This window comes from Actinoallomurus sp. NBC_01490, from assembly GCF_036227085.1.
Taxonomy (GTDB): Bacteria; Actinomycetota; Actinomycetes; order Streptosporangiales; family Streptosporangiaceae; genus Actinoallomurus; species Actinoallomurus oryzae.
This window is the reverse complement of record NZ_CP109433.1, coordinates 987237-1007778: the sequence shown is the minus strand read 5'-3', so window position 1 is coordinate 1007778 and position 20542 is coordinate 987237. Positions and strand designations below refer to the sequence as shown.

The 20542-nt window shown below is 66.5% G+C and carries 23 protein-coding genes; 10 read left to right on the top strand and 13 right to left on the bottom strand.

What is annotated here, in order from left to right:
• Positions 1 to 118: 118 nt before the first annotated feature.
• The gene (locus tag OG417_RS05185; RefSeq protein ID WP_329262117.1) at positions 119 to 754 is read right to left on the bottom strand and encodes a class I SAM-dependent methyltransferase; all 636 of its coding nucleotides are present in this window, start codon (positions 752 to 754) and stop codon (positions 119 to 121) included.
• Positions 755 to 899: 145 nt separating this feature from the next.
• Between OG417_RS05185 and OG417_RS05180 the strand changes: the two genes are divergently transcribed.
• Genes OG417_RS05180 through OG417_RS05170 form a run of 3 tightly spaced genes read left to right on the top strand, consistent with a single transcriptional unit; the run spans position 900 to position 2822 of the window.
• Positions 900 to 1529, top strand: coding sequence for a class I SAM-dependent methyltransferase (locus OG417_RS05180; RefSeq protein ID WP_329250510.1), 630 nt, complete (start codon positions 900 to 902; stop codon positions 1527 to 1529).
• 26 nt (positions 1530 to 1555) lie between these two features.
• Positions 1556 to 2251, top strand: coding sequence for an HAD family hydrolase (locus tag OG417_RS05175; protein WP_329250506.1), 696 nt, complete (start codon positions 1556 to 1558; stop codon positions 2249 to 2251).
• Between the two features lie 19 nt (positions 2252 to 2270).
• On the top strand, positions 2271 to 2822 hold the full coding sequence (locus tag OG417_RS05170; protein WP_329250503.1) for an AAA family ATPase: 552 nt from the start codon (positions 2271 to 2273) through the stop codon (positions 2820 to 2822).
• A gap of 56 nt (positions 2823 to 2878) precedes the next feature.
• Here OG417_RS05170 and OG417_RS05165 read toward each other — a convergent pair whose 3' ends face one another.
• Together OG417_RS05165 and OG417_RS05160 are read right to left on the bottom strand one after the other, a co-directional pair.
• Complete coding sequence (locus OG417_RS05165) at positions 2879 to 3409, bottom strand: GNAT family N-acetyltransferase (protein WP_329262113.1); 531 nt, start codon at positions 3407 to 3409, stop codon at positions 2879 to 2881.
• Positions 3410 to 3527: 118 nt separating this feature from the next.
• Positions 3528 to 4082 (bottom strand): dihydrofolate reductase family protein, encoded by a 555-nt coding sequence (locus OG417_RS05160; protein WP_329250500.1) that lies wholly within the window; start codon positions 4080 to 4082, stop codon positions 3528 to 3530.
• Positions 4083 to 4366: 284 nt separating this feature from the next.
• Here OG417_RS05160 and OG417_RS05155 point away from each other — a divergent pair, with 284 nt between their 5' ends.
• Complete coding sequence (locus tag OG417_RS05155; RefSeq protein WP_329250497.1) at positions 4367 to 5167, top strand: alpha/beta fold hydrolase; 801 nt, start codon at positions 4367 to 4369, stop codon at positions 5165 to 5167.
• A gap of 362 nt (positions 5168 to 5529) precedes the next feature.
• On the opposite strand, the gene OG417_RS05150 is transcribed toward OG417_RS05155, so the two are convergent.
• Both OG417_RS05150 and OG417_RS05145 read right to left on the bottom strand, forming a co-directional pair.
• Complete coding sequence (locus OG417_RS05150; RefSeq protein ID WP_329250494.1) at positions 5530 to 5967, bottom strand: hypothetical protein; 438 nt, start codon at positions 5965 to 5967, stop codon at positions 5530 to 5532.
• Between the two features lie 439 nt (positions 5968 to 6406).
• Complete coding sequence (locus tag OG417_RS05145) at positions 6407 to 7327, bottom strand: serine protein kinase RIO (RefSeq protein ID WP_329250490.1); 921 nt, start codon at positions 7325 to 7327, stop codon at positions 6407 to 6409.
• Positions 7328 to 8398: 1071 nt separating this feature from the next.
• Here OG417_RS05145 and OG417_RS05140 point away from each other — a divergent pair.
• A complete protein-coding gene (locus OG417_RS05140) occupies positions 8399 to 9241 on the top strand; it encodes an SAM-dependent methyltransferase (RefSeq protein WP_329250488.1) in 843 nt (280 codons plus the stop codon).
• Between the two features lie 247 nt (positions 9242 to 9488).
• A complete protein-coding gene (locus OG417_RS05135) occupies positions 9489 to 10295 on the top strand; it encodes a hypothetical protein (RefSeq protein ID WP_329250485.1) in 807 nt (268 codons plus the stop codon).
• An 11-nt stretch (positions 10296 to 10306) separates the two neighbouring features.
• On the opposite strand, the gene OG417_RS05130 is transcribed toward OG417_RS05135, so the two are convergent.
• The 4 genes from OG417_RS05130 to OG417_RS05115 form a co-directional block, all read right to left on the bottom strand.
• Entirely contained in the window at positions 10307 to 10543 is a 237-nt protein-coding gene (locus OG417_RS05130; protein ID WP_329250483.1) for a hypothetical protein, read from the bottom strand.
• A gap of 19 nt (positions 10544 to 10562) precedes the next feature.
• Complete coding sequence (locus tag OG417_RS05125; RefSeq protein WP_329250481.1) at positions 10563 to 11111, bottom strand: phosphotransferase; 549 nt, start codon at positions 11109 to 11111, stop codon at positions 10563 to 10565.
• 78 nt (positions 11112 to 11189) lie between these two features.
• On the bottom strand, positions 11190 to 11669 hold the full coding sequence (locus tag OG417_RS05120; protein WP_329250477.1) for a hypothetical protein: 480 nt from the start codon (positions 11667 to 11669) through the stop codon (positions 11190 to 11192).
• A 235-nt stretch (positions 11670 to 11904) separates the two neighbouring features.
• Entirely contained in the window at positions 11905 to 13983 is a 2079-nt protein-coding gene (locus tag OG417_RS05115; protein WP_329250474.1) for a hypothetical protein, read from the bottom strand.
• Positions 13984 to 14569: 586 nt separating this feature from the next.
• Here OG417_RS05115 and OG417_RS05110 point away from each other — a divergent pair.
• Positions 14570 to 14746: a hypothetical protein gene (locus tag OG417_RS05110; protein ID WP_329250471.1), complete on the top strand. Its 177-nt coding sequence runs from the start codon at positions 14570 to 14572 to the stop codon at positions 14744 to 14746.
• 80 nt (positions 14747 to 14826) lie between these two features.
• Here OG417_RS05110 and OG417_RS05105 read toward each other — a convergent pair whose 3' ends face one another.
• Positions 14827 to 15759 carry an IS3 family transposase gene (locus tag OG417_RS05105; RefSeq protein WP_329250468.1) on the bottom strand — a complete coding sequence of 311 codons (933 nt, stop codon included), beginning with the start codon at positions 15757 to 15759 and terminating at the stop codon, positions 14827 to 14829.
• Positions 15756 to 16067 (bottom strand): transposase, encoded by a 312-nt coding sequence (locus tag OG417_RS05100; protein WP_329250466.1) that lies wholly within the window; start codon positions 16065 to 16067, stop codon positions 15756 to 15758. The genes OG417_RS05105 and OG417_RS05100 overlap by 4 nt, the downstream gene beginning before the upstream one ends.
• 417 nt (positions 16068 to 16484) lie before the next feature.
• Between OG417_RS05100 and OG417_RS05095 the strand changes: the two genes are divergently transcribed.
• Both OG417_RS05095 and OG417_RS05090 read left to right on the top strand, forming a co-directional pair.
• Positions 16485 to 16925 carry a hypothetical protein gene (locus tag OG417_RS05095; RefSeq protein ID WP_329250463.1) on the top strand — a complete coding sequence of 147 codons (441 nt, stop codon included), beginning with the start codon at positions 16485 to 16487 and terminating at the stop codon, positions 16923 to 16925.
• A gap of 298 nt (positions 16926 to 17223) precedes the next feature.
• Positions 17224 to 17727 (top strand): hypothetical protein, encoded by a 504-nt coding sequence (locus OG417_RS05090; RefSeq protein ID WP_329250461.1) that lies wholly within the window; start codon positions 17224 to 17226, stop codon positions 17725 to 17727.
• 355 nt (positions 17728 to 18082) lie between these two features.
• Here the strand turns inward: OG417_RS05090 and OG417_RS05085 are convergent, their stop codons facing one another.
• On the bottom strand, positions 18083 to 18751 hold the full coding sequence (locus OG417_RS05085) for an SMI1/KNR4 family protein (RefSeq protein ID WP_329250458.1): 669 nt from the start codon (positions 18749 to 18751) through the stop codon (positions 18083 to 18085).
• A gap of 485 nt (positions 18752 to 19236) precedes the next feature.
• On the opposite strand from OG417_RS05085, the gene OG417_RS05080 reads away from it, so the two are divergent.
• Positions 19237 to 19521 carry a hypothetical protein gene (locus OG417_RS05080; protein WP_329250455.1) on the top strand — a complete coding sequence of 95 codons (285 nt, stop codon included), beginning with the start codon at positions 19237 to 19239 and terminating at the stop codon, positions 19519 to 19521.
• On the opposite strand, the gene OG417_RS05075 is transcribed toward OG417_RS05080, so the two are convergent.
• Positions 19491 to 20423 carry a hypothetical protein gene (locus OG417_RS05075; RefSeq protein ID WP_329250452.1) on the bottom strand — a complete coding sequence of 311 codons (933 nt, stop codon included), beginning with the start codon at positions 20421 to 20423 and terminating at the stop codon, positions 19491 to 19493. The genes OG417_RS05080 and OG417_RS05075 overlap by 31 nt on opposite strands.
• Positions 20424 to 20542 lie beyond the last annotated feature (119 nt).

Here is a 20542-nt window from a genome sequence, read left to right as displayed (position 1 = left end):
GCCGAGAGGCCCGGCGAGCATCGGCGCGGGCGTGGATGCCCTGGACCGCGAAGGGCAGGCCGGCCTTCGGGGAGCGCCGAGGGCCGGCCGGACTCACCCTTCCTGAACCCGTCGTTGTCTACCGTCTGCGCATGAGCAAATGGCCTCGGCGGAACCTCTCGTCCTCGCCAGGCTCGCGCAGCATCCGGCCGACCTCCACGAAATCCGCCTCGCGCGCCAGTGCGGCGAGGTCGTCGATCGGCCACCGGTAGGCCGGCGTCACCTTGTGATCGAACATCGTCACCGGCTCGCCCTCGGACTCGAAGAAGCCGAGCAGGAGATGACCGCCTGGAGCCAGCACCCGGCGGAACTCGGCGAAGTACGACGGCACCTCCGCCGGAGGGGTGTGGATGATCGAGTACCAGGACAGAATGCCGCTCAGCTCGCCGTCGGCCTGGTCGAGGGCGTCCATCGAGCCGACCTCGAAGCGCAACTCGGGGTAGGCGGCGCGGGCGTAGTCGATCATCTTCGGCGACAGGTCGACGCCGAAGGCGTCCAGGCCCAGGTCCCGCAGGTGCGCCGTCGTCTGGCCGGGCCCACAGCCGAGTTCGGCGACGGACCCACCGCCGTCGGCCTGCACGAACGCGGCGAACGCGGCGAGAATTGAGCGGTCCAGCGGCAGGTCGTTCAGCGCCTCTCGGACGAACTCGGCGTAGCGGACCACGTTGGCGTCGTAGGCCTCTGCGGTCGCACTCAGGTAGGCAGATGATTCGATCACGGCGGACGACTCTATGCCCTCTATGCCCGGACTCGGGTCCGGACACGGTCGGGCCGCTCGGCCGGATGGCGATACGACGCCGCCGCCTCCAGGGCGTCGTACCCTCCGAATCAGACGGCAGCCCGAGCATCGGGAGGACGCGATGAAACACCGGCACCCCATGTTCGCTCGCTACTACGCCCGCGCCAGCCTCGCGCTGGAACGCGGCGTCGCAGCGCACCGCGCGGCGCTCCTGAACGGGCTGTCCGGCAGAGTGATCGAAGTGGGCGCCGGCAACGGCCTCAACTTCCGCCACTACCCCGACGCGGTCACCGAGGTCGTCGCCGTCGAACCCGAGCCGCACCTGCGTTCCATCGCCGAGAGCTCGGCCGGCCAGAGCACCGTCCCGGTCACGATCGTCGACGGCCTGGCCGACCATCTCCCCGCCGCCGACGGCTCATGCGACGCCGCGATCGCCTGCCTCGTCCTGTGCACCGTCCCCGATCAGGACATCGCGCTCGCCGAGATCCGCCGTGTCCTGAGGCCCGGGGGCGAGCTGCGCTTCTTCGAGCACGTCCGCGCGGCAACACCCGCGCGGCGCGTCCTGCAGAAGACCCTCGACGCCACCATCTGGCCCTGGTTCGGCGGCGGCTGCCACTGCGGTCGCGACACCCGTACGGCGATCGAACGCGCCGGGTTCGTCATCGACCGCATCGAGCGGCTCACCACCGCCGACAGCCGGATACCGTTCCCCAGCACACCGCAGATCCTCGGCACCGCCATCCGGCCCTGACGGTGTGCCGGGCTGAAGGAAGTCCAGTGACGAACACACTCGTCCTGTGGGACATCGATCGGACGCTGCTCGACTCTGGTGGAGTCGGCGGCGAGGTCTTCCGTGACGCGTTCGCCAAGGTCACCGGCCGTACGATCGACAGAATGGCCGATGCCGTCGGCCGGACCGAGCCGGTCATCTTCCGGGAGACCCTCGCCTTGTACGACCTCGACGATCCGGACGACCTCTTTCCCCGATTCGTTCGGGCTCAGGCCGAGGGATACCGCGACCGGGTGCAGGAGATGCGCCGTCGCGGCCGGGCGCTCCCCGGTGCGCGAGAAGCACTCGAATTACTCGCGGGCCTCGATGGAGTCGTTCAAACGGTTCTTACCGGGAACCCTCGTTCTTCGGCCGAAACGAAGCTGGAGGCCTTCCAGCTCGCCGGTCGTCTGGACCTGGAGAGCGGGGCGTACGGAACAGACGACCCCGTCCGCTCCAACCTGGTCGCGATCGCCCAGCTCCGAGCCGGCAGACGTCATGGCCGACGGTTCGACAGGGCGACGACCATCGTGATCGGCGACACGACACGTGACGTCGAGGCGGCGCTGACGGGTGGCGCCCGAATCATCGCGGTCGCGTCCGGGAGGGCGACCGCCCAGGACCTGCGCGATGCCGGCGCGCCCATCGTGCTCACGAGCCTCGAAGACACGGCGACGTTGACGCGCGGCATCATCGCTTCGTGATCCCGGCTATAACGGTGAAGTGCCCCGTCTTCCCACTCTCGTCGTCGTCAGCGGCCCTCCCGGGGCGGGCAAGACCACTCTCGCCCACGCGATCGCGCGGACCGTAGGGTGCCCGGCGATCTGCCGGGACGAGATCAAGGAAGGCATGGTGCATGCCACCCCTGGGTTCGTGGCGGGTCCGGGCGACGAGTTGAGCAGGCGGACGCTGCCGACATTCTTCGGGGTGCTGAATCTGCTGTTGAGCGCCGGCGTGACGGTGGTGGCGGAAGCGGCATTTCAGGACCGGCTGTGGCGGCCGGGGCTCGAACCGCTCAGTGGCCTCGCACGCATCCGCATCGTGCACTGCCTGGTCGACGCGGACGTCGCACTGTCGCGTCGGCTACGGCGCTGGGAGGAGGACCCACTGCGCCGGTCACACGAGAACTCCCGCCCCGAGGACACGGCGGTACGGGCGCAGCGTCACGACGCGTTCGATCGAGTATCGGTGGACGCCCCCTGGATCGAGGTCGACACGACGGACGGCTATTCCCCCGGCCTCGACAAGATCGTGGCATTCGTCAACGGCGCCTGAGACCAGGCACCGGCCGGGCCGTCGCCCGTACGACCTACGCCGCGCCGCCTGGTCGGTTATCGGGTGCCATTGCGCCAGTGCTCAGCCGTCATTCGCCACAGGACATGCGGCCGCAGCGGGTGATCTTCATCCAGCAGGGGGTGGTCGAAGTTGTCCGCGGGGTCGTTGGTCATGCCGATGCGCTTCATCACCATCTGGGAGCGCAGGTTGGTGTGGCTCGTGAATGAGACGACCTCGGCGAGTTCGACGTCGTCGAAGGCGAAGGCGAGCGCCCGGCGGGCAGCCTCGGTGGCATAGCCGTGGCCCCAACTGGACCGGCTCAGGCGCCACCCGACCTCCACCGCCGGAGTGAAGTGCGCGTTGAACCCCGGCACCGACAGGCCGGTGAACCCGATGAACTGCCCGGTCTCGGCGACCTCCAGAGCCCAGAGCCCGAACCCGTACTCGTCGAAGCGGGTCTCGATCCGGTCGATCAACGCGTCGCTCTCATACCGCGTGAGCGTGGCCGGAAAGTGTTCCATGACCTCGGGATCGGCGTTCATGGCGGCGAAAGGCTCCCGATCGCCGTCTCGCCAACGCCGGAGCACCAGTCGTTCGGTCTTCAGTATCGATGTTTCAGCCACCCGAGTGACCGTACAAGATGGCCCTGGCCTCAGCGCCGAGAAATCCTGACGCCCCGCCCGCGCGGGGTCCGCTTCTGGCCGGTCAGGACCGTACGTAGCGCCGGAACATGATTCCCGAGGCGAAGGTGCGGTGCTCGACCAGGCGCAGCCGCAGCTTCTCCCCCACGGGCAGGTACGGCTTGCCACCCCCGACGATCACGGGGAACGCGTACACCCAGAACTCGTCGATCAGGTCCAGCAGGGAGGTGGCCAGCTCGGGGCCGCCGAGCTGGAGGACGCCGTCGATCTCCCGCTTGAGTCGCGTCACCACGGACACGGCGTCCTTGCGACGGACGATCGTGACCCCTTCGGAGACGGTCTGAAGGGTGTCGGAGAAGGCGTACCGCGGCGTCTCCTTGTAGAGCTGGGCGAACTCCCGCTCGACGGCCGGGGCCCCCTCTTTGCCGAGGTCCCGCGTCCAGGGCTTTTCCATCGCCTCATACAGCCGCCGCCCGAACAGGAACGCCGCGGTCCGGCGGACATGGTCGTTCGCCGCCTGCTGAAAGTCCTCGCCCGGGTCCATGAAGTCCATGCCGCCGTCGGGATCCTCGATGTAGCCGTCGATCGAGGTGTTCATCCAGTAGATGACCTTGCCCATGAAGCTCCTCCTTGGTCGTGGTGGCCGTCCAGAGTGCAGACTCGACGGAGCGCCAGAACTCGTCGCAGGCAGGGCGACCGAACGGCGCCTTTCTGTAGGGAGCGGAGCCGTTGCGGGCCGAAGGTGAGGGTGGAGCGCAGCATCCGGGCACCGGCTGGGTCATGTGAACACGTCCTGCCGTCGTGTGCTGCGGCCAGCGGACCGTCAGCCGCTGGTGCGTCCATGGTCAGCGGGCGCGGACAGAGTGCTGGTCATCGGGACAGACACCTGACGGAGGTTCGATCATGAACGGCATCAGCGTCACCGCGACCCGCGGCGAACTCTACATCGACGGCCGCCGGCTGTCCTACCTGGACTTCGGTGGACGGGGCCGGCCGCTGCTGGCCCTGCACGGCCACCTGTACGAGGGCCGGACCTGGGCACAGCTGGCCGAGGCGCTGGCGCCGCAGTGGCGGGTCATCGCACCCGACCAGCGCGGGCACGGCGACTCCGACCGGGCCGCCTCGTACACCCGCGACGACTACGTCGCCGACGCGATCGCCCTCCTGGACCACCTCGGGATCGGGCAGGCCGTGACGCTCGGCCACTCCGGCGGCGGCATCACCGCCTTCCAGATCGCCGCCCGGCATCCCGGGCGCGTGTCGGCCATCGTGAACGTCGAGGGCCCGGTCCGCGATCTCGACGACGGCCCGAGCGCACTGTCGTTCGTCCAGTCGATGCCCTACACCGCCTCGGACCGGCAGGCACTCCTGGACGCCATCGGCCCGCTGGCCCCGGTGCTCGGCGACAAGCTACGCCCCACCGCCGACGGCGGCTGGCGTCTGCCCTTCCACCCGCAAGACACCATCACCTCGGAGGAGGGAACGCACGGCGACCACTGGGCCGACTGGACCTCCACCGAGTGCCCCGCCCTGTTCGTGCTGGCCCGCAGCAGCCAGGTCATCACGCCGGAGGAAGGCCGACAGATCGTCGCCCGCCGCGCCAACACCCGACTCGCCGAACTCGACGGCGACCACTTCGCCCACACCACCGACCCGGACGGCTTCGCCGCCGCCGTCAAGGACTTCCTGGACACCCTCGCCTGACCGCCCGCGGGGATCGGCAGGCCCCTGCCGATCCCCGCGACGCGACCGTGCCCAGGGATGTGGTCTGGACCCGCCTCGAAATAGAAGAAACTTCCGGAGTACCTCGGCGCGTACGCAGCGCTCGAGTCACCATGCGCGCGACGGCGACCGCCGCTACCGCAGCGCTGACCGGCAGTGCCGAGGCAAAGGCGCCGCGTACGTCTATTGAGTAGGTGGCAGAGGTTCGGGCGCGCGGTGTTTGGCCGCTCGCATAATCGCAAGGTAGATCGGCTGGGCGGCAGAGGCCAGCGGTACCTCCGCCGGCTTTTAATGAACGCCGTTTCCCCACGGCTCCAGTCGTGGAGAAACGGCCGGGTGATCGGCTAGTTGGCGTAGCGGCGCTCGCAGGCCGTGTGGACGGCGGTCGCGTCGTCAAGGCAGACCCAGACGTATGCGGCGCCGCCGACAACGTCAGCGGGAAGCGTGGTCGGAACCTCGAGGATCGAGTCGCAGTGAGTGCTGCTGCTCCTGGGGCCGAGTTCTCCGCCAGCGGCATCGTAAGCGCTGAGCCACGCTCTTCTGCAGCCGACGGCCCGCATGTTCCCGTCGAATCCGACCGACCGGCCGTAAAAGGTCAGGGTGCCCCCGATCCAGCTACCGGAGCCATCCTGGACCACGACCGTTTTGGACGGGTAGGCGGTGGCAGCGGCCGGTGCCGCCGAAGCGGCAGGAACGGCAGCGGTGGCCGGTGCGGTCAGCGCCGCGGGCACGGCCAGGCCCGCCACAGCGGCGAGGGTGAGAACAGATCGGCCCAACGTCACGTAAGCCTCCTTTGGTGGCGAATGCGCGAGATGACGCCATAAGATTGCCCGCCGCTCTTGCACTTGTCCAGGCCGCAAAGCGCCTTTCTTGCCGCCGAATGCACAACGTCCCGACGGCCGGACGGAGGCCAGATCCCCGCACCGAGGAACGCATCGTCGATCAGCGGCGAAGACGCTCTGGGCATTACGGACTTACTGGCCGAATATGGACGACGGGCCATGCTGGCCCAATGACCTCTTTGGCGCGATACGCCCTGCGCGACACGTATAATCGCCGCCGGATCGCAGTGGCAGACGCCCCAGTTTTCCCGCACGACTTCATCCAGGTCACTATCTGGGCGGGGACACGGCATCGCTGTTCTCCTCCGTGTTTACGCCAAGTTCATCTCAGGCCAAGAGCACAGGGGAAACGACGCATCGCTGAAGCCACCCCGGTTAGCTAGAACACCATCGAGAGCAGATCGGCGAACAGTTCCTGCTCATCGACCTCCAGGCCGCGGTTGGTGAACCAGGTGGCCATGTTGTGGCAGTCGCGCATCAGGAAGTCCATACCCTTGGGGTTGCCGACGATGTCGACCACCTGCGGGAGATCGATCATCACGATCCGCTCCCCCTGGGCGAGGACGTTGTACGGCGACAGGTCGCCGTGCGCCAGCCCGGCGCGGGCCAGCTCACGCATCCCGCCGCGGAGCTGCTCGAAGTACTCACAGAGCAGTTCCTTCGACGGCCGGACCTGGGCGAGCCGTGGCGCGGCACCGCCCTCGCCGTCGTCGATGAACTCCATCAGCAGCTCGGTCCCGTCCACCTGCACGGGGTACGGCACCGGAACGCCGGCCTTCCAGAGCCGGTTGAGGGCATCCCATTCGGCGTTCGCCCACTGGCCGGCCGCGACACTGCGCCCGTGCGCGGTCTTCTTCGCCATCGCCCGGCTGTCCCGGCTGTTGCGGGTACGGCGGCCTTCGACGTACGCCGTACTGCGGTGGAAGGACCGGTGTTCCTCGGTGCGGTACCGCTTCGCGGCCAGCAGCGAGGACTTCGCCGGGTTGTCGCCGATGGCTTCGACGGCCCGTTCGAGCAGGAAGACGTCCGCTTCCTTACCGGTTTTGAGGACGCCGAGCTCGGTATCGATCGCAGCCTGTTCCGTCACAACCCACGAGGGGCGTGGTTCCGGGCCGCGGCAGCCACGCTCGACGTCCAGCCAGGTGGACCACCGCTGATCCGGGCCCAGCTCCTCATCGATCGAGTGGAACTGGAAGACGTACGCGTCGGCCGGATCTGGTTGGGACTCGTCGCTGGTGAAATCGGCCCAGCGGGGGTCGAGGTCGGCGTAGGTATCAAAGCGTTCGTACTCGGAAGACAACGGAAGTGCTCCTGAACGGTGAGGTGGGACTGACGCGGACATGCCGCAGCACAGTGATGGCCATCCGTCAGCCCTCCTTAGGTCCAGGCAGCGCTCGCCGCCGCTCGGTCATCCCAGGGTGCCCGCCGTGCCAGGAACCTCGCAACGTATTTACCGCAGCAGGGACCGCGCAGTCGGCCGGAGCCGCAGCTCCTGGGCCGGTTACGCCGACCACTTTCAGACTTCGGCGTCGCTTCCACCCAGATCCGCCACGAACTCGACCCGAGACGGGCCGAGCGGGTTCCACTCGCCGAACTTTGGATACTTCATTCTGGACCAGGCTTCCGGTGTCCATTCCCCGGCCGTTGTAGCGAACAGGAGCTGGTCGGCACGTGGCCATGAGGCCGCGCGGCACTTCTTGAATACCTCGACTGGGCGCGGCCAAATCGGATCCTGCGCGGCCGGGGTCGCGCTGCTACAGGTGGAAGCTCGGGTTGCACGTACAAGTGCTGTTGAGCAGGCCGATGCCGCGCCTGCAGCAGGAAATAGGAGTGGAAATGGATCTCCTATGGAGAGAGTGTGTGCAATCCAGGAGTTGAGGGCCCTGACTCCTTGGTGCCACTCTGTTTTTGGCTGGCCGCCGCGTTAATCGAGGAGCGACACGGGTCACGGCCGCTGCCCGGTCCGTACGCCTCCTGGTTCTGTTCGCTTGTGCCCGAGAGTTGCATCCGACTGATCAGAGAGCCCTCAGATGACGCAGACCTCCCCAACGAAAACCGGCGGCCACGTCCACAGCCTGTGGACGATCGACCCACCCGCCGAGCTGATTCGGCTGGGCGAGTGCGTCGGCCGGCAGTTGGCCCGTATCGGGAACGGACCCGGAGATCGCCGATATGGCCCGGCTGATGCTCGTCGCCGGTCACGAGACCACCGCAAAAATGCTTCACGAGCTGCCGGGCACCCGGGGAGCGACCAAGAGTTTCGCGTCGATGCGGACGGCACGGTGATCGTGCTGGCCGCGCAGCTGCCCGCTCGGTATCGAGCAGAGGAGGGCGAGGAAAGTTGCCACACGTGAGTCAGGGAGCATCAGCAATGCGAGGGATCAAGGTGCCAGAGCCGGCCGACGTCGGTCTCTTCTACGACCGGTTCGCGCAGCTGGCGGTCGACGCCGGCCCCGATGCCAATGCCAACATGCACTTCGGGTACTGGGACTCGCCGGACGACGACGCCACATTGCGTCAGGCGGCCGTGCGCATGACCGACCTGATGATCAGTAAGGCGCGGGTCAGCGCGGGAGAGCACCTGCTGGACGTCGGCTGCGGCCTCGGCGGCCCCGGCGTACGTCTGGCCCAGGCCACCGGGGTCCGCGTCACCGGCGTGACGGTCAGCCAGGAGCAGGTGAAGCTGGCCAACCAGCTGGCCGCGGAATCGGGCCTCGCCGAACGCGTGCGCTTCGAGTGCGCCGACGCCATGCGACTGCCCTATGAGGCGGACTCCTTCGACGCCGCGTGGGCGCTGGAATCCATCATCCACGTGCCGGACCGCGCCCGGGTCCTGAGCGAGATGGCGCGTGTGGTCCGGCCGGGCGGTCGGGTGCTGCTGACCGACATCTTCGAACGGGCTCCCATTCCGGAGCACAAGAGGGAACCCGTGGAGGCCTACTACCGCGAGACCCTGCTCGGCCCCACCGTCACGATCGACGACTACCCAGGGCTGATCCGGAACGCGGGCCTGATGGTCGACGAGATCATCGATATCAGCGGGAACGTGATGAAGAGGAGCATGCAGGAGGCGGCGCGGCACAAGGAGCTGGTCTCGGCGGAGATCGAGGCGCTGCACAAGGACGACCCGGCCTTCCATCTGGATCTTGGCGCCCTCAGCGAGGTTTGGGAGCTCGGCTACCTCCTCGTGGTGGCGCACCGTCCCGAGGAGTGAGGGACGCGCCTGTCCGAACGGGCGGAACTGGTCGGCCGCGCTACCGTCGAACTCGTGCTCGCAGCTCGACAACATCGTCGTCGTCACCGACGGGAAGGCTTCCGAATGCGCCAAGCCCGAAACCACACCAACTCGACACTCAGCCGAGTCTGACCGGGGACTTCCCGTTGCGCCTACAAGCCGGCGGACTTTAGAGCGCCGTTTGACTAGGCCTGATTCTCGTTGGATGTGGCGCGATAATTACGGCATGTCAGTGGACTGGTCTCGTCTTGAGCACGCTTACGGCTCCGCGGCCGACGTCCCGCAGTTCTTCGAAGAGGTCGCTGACCCGGAGCTGGCCGACGAGGCGTGGGTCGAGCTGTGGTCTTGTCTCTGTCATCAGGGGACGGTGTATCCGGCCAGCTTCGCCGCGCTGCCTGTCCTAGCGGACATCGCCACCGGTCGTAAGCCCGGTGATCATTGGCAGGCGATTGCGTTGGCCGGCTGTATCGTCGTAGGCGAGAGGCGGCTTCACGAGCAAGGATACGCTCGTGCGCGCTACCCGGACGCGATCGCTGAACTGCACCGGATGGCCCAGCACTACCTGACGAAGGAACCGTTCGAAGGCGACGAAGAGGACTATTTCTATCCTCTGCGGGCCCTCCTTGCCTTCGAGGGGGCACCCGTGTGCGAATACTTGCTCCCTCGCCTCTACGACGTGGAGTGCCCATCTTGCTCGGCGAGCCTGGAGATCGACTTCACCGAAGACCACCCAGGCACCCGCCGCCGCGACCCGCACGGGCGCCTCAACTTCAGGGGCCCGACGCTGACCGATGCCCGGCCGGTGGCGCCCGCTGAGCTCCGGCCGCTGGCATCCCGGCTGTATCGCATGGCAATCCAGGCCGCGCAATCGGCGGCCGCCGAGCATCTGACCTACCTCTTCGGCCACACGACGTGCCCGGAATGCGACAAAGACTTCTCCCTGCCGGAGCAGATCGAAGCCTTCCTGTCAGAACAGCTCGTACCAGGCCGAGCTGGGAGAGTGGTTGAGGTGGAAGCCTGGTCATCCCGGTGAGTCGGGTTGGATCATCGGAGCGTCTCGCCGGTTTGAGGATCGTGCGTCACCAAACTGTGCTCGTGAGCCAAAGCCGCGATGTCACGTAGGACACTCGGTTCGGTGCTGAAGGACAAGGTCAGCGTCACGAAGTAGGCGGCGAGGTCATCGCGGCCCCATGGCTCGCGCCAACCCAGATCGGGCGCGCCCAAGGAGCGATCCGACGCAATGACGTTGACCAACATCGTGCAGTACGCGATAGAGATCAACGTGCGCGATCGTGCAGCGTTAGGCGCGCTCTGTCGATTCGCTGCTGCTCAAGACCGCTCGAACTTCGGCGAGTCGCTTGACCGCGAACCGGTCGGTCCCGCTGGGGTCCCAGCAGACGGCGGCCTCCCATGCGGCGCGCGCTTGCGCGGCGATGTCGTACGCGTCGTCGTCGAGACCGGCGGCGTTGTGCGGCAGTGCCAGGTCGAGGTCAGGGACGTCGACGTGCGACTCGTCCCAGTCGATCATCGCGACGCGACGCCAGTCGGCTTCGGTCTCGGGCGATCTGCCCTCCACGTAGGTCATCACCACCAGGCCGTCGGCGAAGTGCCGGCCGTCCGTGGTCGGGATCGGCACCGGCACCCCCACCCCTTCACGGTCGAGGTGCCGCAACAGGTCGGTCTCCCACGCGAGATCAGCGTCGCTGCGTTGGCCGAGACGACCGACCGCGAGGTGCCCGTTGACGCGCACGCTCCACACCTCGTTGACGCCAACTCCGCCAGTGAGCGGTTCGATGCGAACGACGTCGTCACCCCACTGCTCGAGTGCCTCCCATCCCACCCGCCACATCTTCGCAGAGGGGTCATGAAAGCGCTCGACGAGATCACGACGGCTTCATCACCCTGCCCCAGACCGCCGGCGATTCGTTCACTCGACACGGTCAGTCGCATGCGCGCGCCGCGCGGTTCCCCTTGCGACGCCCAGCCCGAGCAGAACAATGATGAGGAGCAGCACAGGCGGCCCGAAAATGATCGCGCCGAGCGCTCCGCTGTCATCCGTGGAAACGTCATCACTGGCACTGACACTGGCAACGGGTAGGGCATAGGCGATCGCGAACCAGAGCACCCACGAAAGGCAGCCGACCGGGGCGGCACAACCGATCTTGACGCGCGAACTGATCATAGGAACCCACCGGCCGAGCACGAATCCAAATGCCACTGTCGCCGCCAAGCTGCTAACAGGCAGCGAAATACCCGCCAGCCACAGAGCCAGACTCGCACCCGGCAGACCCTTGCGGTGCGCAACGACAAGCACCAAGATCGGCATCCAGCCGCCCACCAGCACCAGCCAGCCCGCGAAGACGCCCCATATCCATCTGGGCGGGCGACGATGATCCAAGTCGTCCACCGAGCTGGGCTTGGGCCAAGGCGGTAGATCTGTCATTCTCGCCCTCCCCCGCCGCACTGAAGGTTGGACGCTTCAGCCCGTAATCCGGATCGCACCATGAACGGAACTCTCGGAATTCGCCACCGAATGACGTTTTGAAATGAGAGTGTTCGTCATCGAGCCTGGGCGTAGCCGGTCTGCCGACGCTGCCGCACGGCTGCGACCCCGGTCCGAAGACCGGGGTCGCAGCCTGCGTTCAGTTCGGGGTGACCGTCAGGTCGTCGAACAGTGCCCGGTAGTAGCCGCCGATCTGTAGCCCGACCTGGCCGTGGTCGTACGTGTCGTCCACGACCGGGGTGGAGAGCGCGCGGCCGTCGACCATCGGGGTGATCCGATCACCGTCGAAGGCGATCGCGATCCGGTGCCATTTCCGGCCGACGAGGTCGACGGTGCCCGAGGCGAGCGGGGTGTCGACGTGGTTGCCGGACTTGTTGCCGGTGGTCTCCCGGAACAGCGACCAGGTCCCGTTCTGGTCCAGCCGCAGGTGGTAGCCGGCCAGCCCGGTGCCGAGCAGGTCGAAACCGGTCACCCGCCCGGTCAGCTCGGCGTCCGCGCCAGGCCGGTCCAGCAGAGCATCCACCCCGACGGTGTAGTCGCCGCCCCAGCGCGGGTCCCCGACCACGGTGAGCGGATAGAGCGTCTCGGGCCTCCAGCGCACCGGCTTACTCGTGATCGTCTGCTCGAGGCATTTGCCTGCGCGCCTGGCGCCGGGGTCGCCGCCGTCGAGGCACTTTGCGGTCTCCCACGTGCCCTCCTGGTCGGAGAGGTACGCCGGCGTGCTGCCCTCCGCATACCCGTTGAAGTTCTCGGTGTAGGGCAGCTTCATCCTGGTGTCCACCGGGGACTGCGCGTCATCATGGTGGCCATCGGCCTCGCTGGTGAAGGTGTAGAGGTGTCCCGGCTGGAGGGTCAGCGTCACGCTGTCACCGGAGACCGCCGGGCTCGCCTGCTGCTGGAACCACGCGCTCGGGTCCGTGGACGTGAGGTCGGTGTCCCAGACGTGGACCGCGCGTCCCTGCAGCCCGGTCAGCTCCATCGTCTGCGGTGCTGTGGACAGCGTGGTCTCCGCGATGGTTGTGAACTGCTTCCCGTCGGGCGACTTGAGCGTCACGTAGCTGCCGCCCTGCAGCGGGGACTCCCCGCTCGCGGCCCGGTCGTACTCCCAGCCCGGCCGGGTGAACTGGGTCGTGTGCGCGGTCGCCCACAGCTGCTTGTCCACGGCGTAGTGCCCGCTCCACGGGCTCTCGCAGTCGAGCAGCCCATCGCCGGCGTACGCGGTGACGTCGGAGTACCAGCACGCCGCGAGCGACCAGTTGATCGCCCCGGTCAGCCCGCCCTCGACGTACTGCCGGTTGTAGGCGCGGGCCAGCCCGGCAGCTCCCGTGGCGTAGTTGTCCGAACCCATCTCGCTGGCCCACAGCGGCAGCCCGAGGGAGCGCGCCGGGCCGGAGGAGTCGGCGTTCTGGCCGCTGGCGCAGGTGGTCCCCTTCGGGTTGCCCCGGCACGGGTAGTGCCCACCGAGCGCGCTGACGGAGGCGCGCAGCCGCGGGTCGTTCGTCACGTCGGTCGCCGAGGTCCAGCTGCCGTTGCCGTCCTCGTCACCGATCAGAATGCCGGTGGAGCCGAACCCCGCGGCGTCCATCCGCCGGCGCAGCTCCTCGTAGTACGCCGCCCGTACGGGCTCGGCCGCCGAGCGTTCGTTGGTGCCACCGACGAGGTCGATGTTCAGATGGTGCCGGCGCGCGCAGCGCAGCCAGCTGAGCTGGTAGTCGACGTCCTTAGAGGTGTAGCCGGTTGTGCCGACCCAGGACGGGGCGCCCCACTGGAGTCCCCAGAGCTTGATGTCAGGGTTACGCTTCTTCGCCTGCTCCATCAGCGACCACTCGTAGCCGCGGTTGCAGTCGACCTGCCCCTCGACCCGTTCGTGGCTGGGCTCGCTGCCAGAGGTCGAATCGGTGTCACCGCCCATTTCGACCTTGAGCACGTCGAGCGATGCTCCGTACTGGGGGGTGAACAGGTAGTCGAGGATCTGGTCGCGCTGCTTCGCTGGGTAGTCCTGGAGCAGCCGCGAGGTCGCTCCGGCCGATAGCGCGCCGAGGCCCTGGAAGACATCTTGCGGCGTGTTGGACGCTCCGGCGACGTCGACGATCGCGGTGGCGGCCGGGGCGGTGTCGGCCGTCGCCGGCACGGTGGCCACGGCCACGGCCACGGCCGAGGTGCTGAGGGCCAGAACGGCGGCCCATCGTCGGTAGAGCAGGTGAGGGGGTCGGGTCAAGACGGTTCCTCCTGTGTTCGTGGTTCCAGTTGCGGGGGCGACCGGCAGGTGAGTCAGCTGCTCATGAAGCAGGTGCGACTGGCAGGCTCGGAAGTGGGCGAGGAAGACCTCTGATCAGCCGCTTTCTTGCGTCCGCGGGCGTGTGGACGTCATGCCGGCCGGCGACGGGCCCTGTGCTCCCCGGCTGCGCGGCTCAGCACCGGAGACAACCCGGCAGCGCGGTAGCCTCACCGTGCCGTGCGGCAGCGGTGCTCCTTCGACGCCTGGCACACAGGGGCCTACCGCGCACGCCGAGCGGGGACATAGGCAGTCAGCGGCAGTCCAAGCGAATGACCTGCCCGCCGGATGGGGCAGGGTCGAGTCGCGGTGTGTCACCGCCTCGTATCGTCCGCCGCGAGAGCACGACCGGTGTGGCGCCGGACCGTACCGAGCCCGTTTCAGGGTCCGTTCTCATGACACCAACTCCCTGGTCATGCCTAGCTCCCGGAGGCACACGGCGCAATGATCGTCATTAAGGCACGAATGAACTCAAACCGTCAATACAGGAACAACTCACACATAATTCGCACATTTTCCAACATCGCCAGTGAGCGCCTCCGCCAAGGACATCGAAACCATCACGCTGCGTCACCAAGACTCAGGACGCCTGAGCGAGCGCTGGAAGTCGGCGTCGACAATCGGCTTCCAGCACCAGCTTCAGCGCCGTCTGAACGACCCGGTCCGCGATCGTCGGTATCCCGAGGCTGCGACGCAGCACCCGTGAGGTCGTCGATCTGAGTCGGATGCAGCCAGACAGGAACAAAAAAGCCCCTCTGAGGTTCCCCCGCTTTCCCGGAGACCCTGTTACCTGGCTCGGGTAGGGGTGGGTTGGATGGTAGCGGGATCGGGTTGATCTTGCTGTTGTCGGTAGAAGGCGTCCTCGTACTCATCCGGTGACAGGCCGCCCAGGCGGTGCTGGATGCGGCGGGGGTTGTACCAGCCGTCGATGTAGCGGAAGATCGCCGACTCGGCCTCGGCGCGGGTGGCGAAGGTCGTGCCGGGCCAGTGGATGAGCTCTGTTTTGAGGGTGGACCACAGGTTCTCGGCCAGGGCGTTGTCGTAGCTGTCGCCGGTCGAGCCGGTGGAGGGTGCGATGCCGGCGTCGGCCAGCCGCTGGGTGAACCGGATCGCGGTGTATTGACAGCCCTTGTCCGAGTGGTGGATCAGCTGACCTGCGCGGACGTCGCGGGACCACAGTGCGTACTCCAGCGCGGTCAGCACCAGGCCGGTGTCGGCGCGGGCGGCGGTCTTCCAGCCCACGACGCGGTTGGAGAAGGCATCACGCACCGATGCGAGCCACAGCACGCCCTCACAGGTCGGGACACGGGTCAGATCGGCCACCCACAGCCGGTTCGGCGCGGGCGCGGTGAAGTCGCGTTCCACCAGGTCGGGTGCCGCCGTGTGCTTGGGGTTCTGCCGAGTCGAGCCGCCCTTCCAGCCTTTACGCAGGTACGCACCGGCCAGGTCGTTTTCACGCATGATCCGTTCGATCCGCTTACGACCGCACCGCACGCCCTGCTTGCGCAGTTCCAGCCACACACGCGGGGATCCATAGGCGGCCGCGAACTCGTTCGCCGAACGGACCTTGCGGATCATCTCCAGCAGTTCGGCGTCTTCCAGCCGGCGCCGGCAGGGTGCGGCTTGGCGTGCTCTCCAGCCGTAGTAGGTCGAGGAGGAGATTCCCAGGACCCGAAGGACGAGACCGACCGCGAAGTCATGCGCATCGATGAAGCTCATGACCGCCGCCGGGTCGGGTCGATCTCGGCCGCGAAATAAGCGGATGCGGCCCGCAGCACTTCGTTGACCCGCCTGAGCTCGGCGATCTCCTTCTTCAACCGGCGGTTCTCCTCGACCATGTCAGTGGTCGGCCGGTCATCGCGTTCCCCGCGGTCGGCCTCGTCCTGGCGGATCCAGTTCCGCAACGCCTCCGGATGGACGCCCAACTGCTCGGCCAACCGCCGGATCACCGGCTTCGGATCAGACTCCCGATACAGCCGCACGGCTCGTTCACGCAGCTCATCGGGGTACTTGCGGGGTGCTGCCACGAAGACTTCCCTTCTTGGTCTGAATGATCAGACCAGGTTCGGAAGTCTCCGACAAAGCGGGGGAAGCTCACCTCACCGGTGTCACCGCTGGTGGGGCTGTTTGCTCTGATGCCACCGAACGATGGTGTTCGCCGGCCAAAGCCTCATCGCTTGATGGACCTTGTTGAGCTATGGGGCCGGCAAGCGCAGCGCTAACCGGCCCTCTGCCCTCATGCTCTGGCCTGGGGTTTCGTCATTCGAAGCGAATACGGGAATCGATCCCGCACTACCAGCTCGGGAAGCATACGGATCTCGGCCGTCATGGGCGCTGACCACGTCGGTGGTCTGGTCGCGAGCGACCGTCGCCGACCCCTGGTTACCGGGACTAATGGCACGCTTGTGGCACGGACGCTTGATCACCCGTGGGAATATGTCGCAATGTCACGCTCGCCGCTTACCCCCCTCGAACAGGCCGACATCCTTGCGGAGGTCACCAAGCTCCTCGTGGAGGCAATGCCGGAAGACTGGCAGGAATTGGTCCTGCTGCTCGACATGCTCGGTCGGCACAACCAGTGCTCGACCAGGCTGACCAGAGCGGACGGCAGCCGAGAGAGCTGGAGGGTCCCCACGGAGGCGCTGAAGCGTCTGGCCTCTCTTCGTAAGGGAATGTACGTTGACGGCGAGGGCACCTGGTTCTCCTGCCGGTACGCGGTCGTCCTTCCCGGGACCTACAAGATCTCCTACGAACGACAGGAACAACCTCCCTTCCGGCGCCCGCCGACTCCCGAGGACTTCGAGCGCGAGCAGCAGCGCTTTCCACGCGCCGACGCGTACATGCCCGACTGGTACCGGGCCGGCCTCCAACAAACCGGCGCCTGACACTGGAGCAGGCCGCCCCCGGGCAGACACTGAGCGAGTGACGGGAATCGAACCCGCATAACCAGCTTGGGAAGCGTACGGATCTTCGCTGTCACGGGCGCTGACCTGGGCATCGCTGTGCTCACGAGTGACCGCCGTTGACCCTTGGTTATTGCGGCTAATGGCACGCTAATGGCACGGCCGAGACCGCCTGTCTGGCTCCGGTGGCGACTCTGCCAGGTGCTCATCTCCGAGTTCGGCGCATATCCGACGGCTCTGGATTCCAGCCGTGTCAGATGGCTCTGATAGCTGTGGCTCTATGAGCGACGATGAGATCATTGCCAGGATCAGGGAGCAGCACTCAGACCTGCCGCCCCCGGCCCCTCCCGAGGCCGTCGCCGAGCTTGAGGGTGTGGTCGGTCACCCGATGCCGGTTCTGCTCAAGCGGATCTACCTCGAAGTTGCCAATGGAGGATTCGGCCGCTGGGGAGAAGCGCTGTCCCTGACCGTCCCATACGAGTTCAGTGACAGCCCCATCCTCGTTGAGACGTACCTGAGCTGGATCGAAGCAGGGCCCGAGCGCGGGTACGTTCACCCACCGTCCGTGGTGCCGTTGCTGACCTGGGGCTGCGCGATTTGGTCCATGGTCGACTACAGCACGCCGGAGGGGCGAATGTGGGGCTGGGATCCCAACGGGCGCAGTCTGCGACATGCCCTTTTCCCCGAGGACCGCACCCTGGCCGAACGGCTCACTGACTGGCTCGACGGAAACGACGAAGACTTCCCACAACCACCTTCCCAAACGCCCCCGCCCACGTGTTGACCCGTCATTCTGCTGCAAGGTCGGCATGAGTACGGAGGCTTTGACGGCGGCGAATGCTTTGCACCTGTCGGGATGACCGAACCCAGCCCCGCAGGGGGCAGAGCCCCTCACAACTGTGCCGACTTATCCCTCATCGTGAGGACCGGTAGTTGCAAGCCGTCGCAGGCTTCGATCACCTTTGGTACTGCTGACATTCGCCTTCTCGGCGATCTCCCCATGAGCGACCGTACGCGACCGTGATCGTCCGCTCTGACGAGCACGCGAGACCCATGATCAAGTTCGCACACACGTCCTGCCACCCGAAGTCCGCCGGCCGGGCAGTGTATGGGCCTGTCGGCCCCATTAGTCGCGTTGATCAGCCGACCTCAGCAGAGCGTGCGATGGACGAATACCCGCTCCACACGTCGTATCCGTCTGCCCACTGGCCCAACCACTCGGCCAAGCTAGGCCAGGTCTGTTCCACAGCAACCGTTGGCGGATCCTGCTCGGGCCGGTCCCAGCCATCCCCATCGAACAGGTAGACGGGGTTCCCGGGCTGTGTCAGCGACACGTACCACCACACGCTGCACCCGCCCTGGACCAGCGGGAAGCCCAACGGGTCGTTGAGTTCTGGACGCGCCAGGTACTCGTCAACGGCGACGATGTCGCGTTCATCATGCTGCCCGCTGCGTATGATCCCCAAGATCCCGTACGTCGGCCCGAAACCTCCGTTGGCCACCTCGGTATAGAGGCGTCGGAGCAAGTCAGGCAGTTGGCGGCCCATTTGCCGCTCTGCCGCGAGTAGTTCTGGAACCGTCACTGGCGGATAGGGCGGCTCGTGGGGAGCGTCCTTGAAATACTCGACCGCTTCAGGCGCTCCGGCCTTCAACTCCGCGTCGCTCCCCGCCCGCTTACGAATCTTGCGTTTTACCTCGTCGCCGTACCGCTGTCTGATCCACTCACACGGGACGTAGACGTCATCCTGGCGTCTGGCCGGGTCATAGGCACGTCGACGGAGTCTTGCGATCAGATCGTCCTCGGACATGCACCGCATCATCGCAGCGACTACCGCAAGCGACAGGCTCCCCCGCCTGGTCATCCCGTCTGTCTTCGGCCCATCCGTACGGGGAGCGGGCCAGGCCCGCTCGGCTTATCCTGGGACGAAGGTGGACGGGATGACCAGGCCCCCACCTCGACCACCCACCCACCTCGCCTCCGCTGTGCGGCTATCCCGGAGCCTGAGACCCCCGACGGAGGCATGTAGTTAAGAGGTGCCCGTGAGGTGGTGAGCGGACGTGCTGTCCAATCGCCGGAGGCGACTCATAGGGCACTGGCCGGCGCCCCTGCGCCCGTCCCGTGAGCCGGAGTATGCCCGCAGGTAGAACGACGTCCCCGCTCCGGCAGCGCGACACCGGCCTTCCGCCATGATGAGCGAATGAGGCAGTGGTTCCGCGCTTATTGGGATGAGGACGACGTGCGGTTCGTGCGTATCGGGGGGACCACGCAGGCCGATTGCATGATGGAGACGAAGTGACCGATTACCAGTTCCCGCAGGCGCCGCAAATCGAGCGAGCCTACAGGGCCGCGCACCGCGCACTGGAAGGCATCGTTTCCCCTAGTTTCTCCTTCGTACCCGAAGAAGACCTGCCCATCACCGACGTGATCTCGCAATTCGGGTCCATGGTCCAAGAAGCGGAACTACAGACGCGGCTCTCGCTGGGACGTAGCGTCGATGCCGCGATCGAATCCGGCGAGTGGATCGGGCCCCATGGACGAGACACTCGTCACCGCCTCTCGGATTGCCAGGTCATCTGAGGGATGTCGGTGGGGTTGGCGGGCCGGGGTCGACTGTTCACTGGTCCCCCGAAGGAATATTCGACCCTGTGCATGTGCCATCTGTCGCCGTAGGTGTCCTGCGTCTCCGAGTAAACGGGCAGCAGAGTCTTAGGGTCAATGTAGCGGACGATGTCCAGGGCGGGGCTCTCTGCGCCCAGCAAGCCGTACGGGTGGGTGTTCGCGTCGAGCTCAGTGTACTTGAATGCGTTCAGATACCATCCCGCGCCTATCGAACTCCCACTGTTGTAGCTGTGCGGTGTCACCTTGATCTCGAGGCGTATGTACTGCTTACCGGCTCGATTGACGAGGATTTTCCCGCGGGCATTGATCAACCCCTCATAGCCAGCGAGCTGGCTGACAAAGGTATCGGCCTGCTTCTCGGTCAGCCCGCCAACGCCGAGTCCGTCGTTCACCCACGCCTGGTCCGTGAGGGTCGGGCACTGGTTCTCTGTCAGGCTCCAATGGCCCGGTCCCGACCAGAACCAGTTCTGGGACTTGCCCTGGCACCAGGTCGCCCACGCCACCTCGGTCTTGCCGTCCGCCACGACCACATGTGACTGCTCTAGGCGTACGTCCTTAGTCCGGTAGTCGAACCCCGAGACCACGGCCTCACGGCTGCCTCCGGGATACGCCTTCTGCTGCGAGTAGTACTCGTGTACCAGGCTGACGGACGGCTGTAGCGCCTGCTGGCGCAGCGAGTCCAGATAGAGCTCGCGCGCATCGGCGGTCGCCGTGGCGCCCGATCCGTCCTTGGTCGCCGTAGCCGAGGACGTGGCCGCCTGCCGCCCCTCTTTCCGCGCGCTCACCTTCCCGTCGGTCACCCCGCAACTGCACACCGACGCCAGCAGAGTCACCACGAGGCCGTGTCGAAGAAAACGCACCGCACACCTTTCCAGTCTCGCCACTTTGGGTGAGAGACTCTACGCACTCGTCCCATTGGTACGGCTGCTCGTATTAAAGTAAAATCGACTCACAATTGAGCCTTTTTCAACCTGGCTTG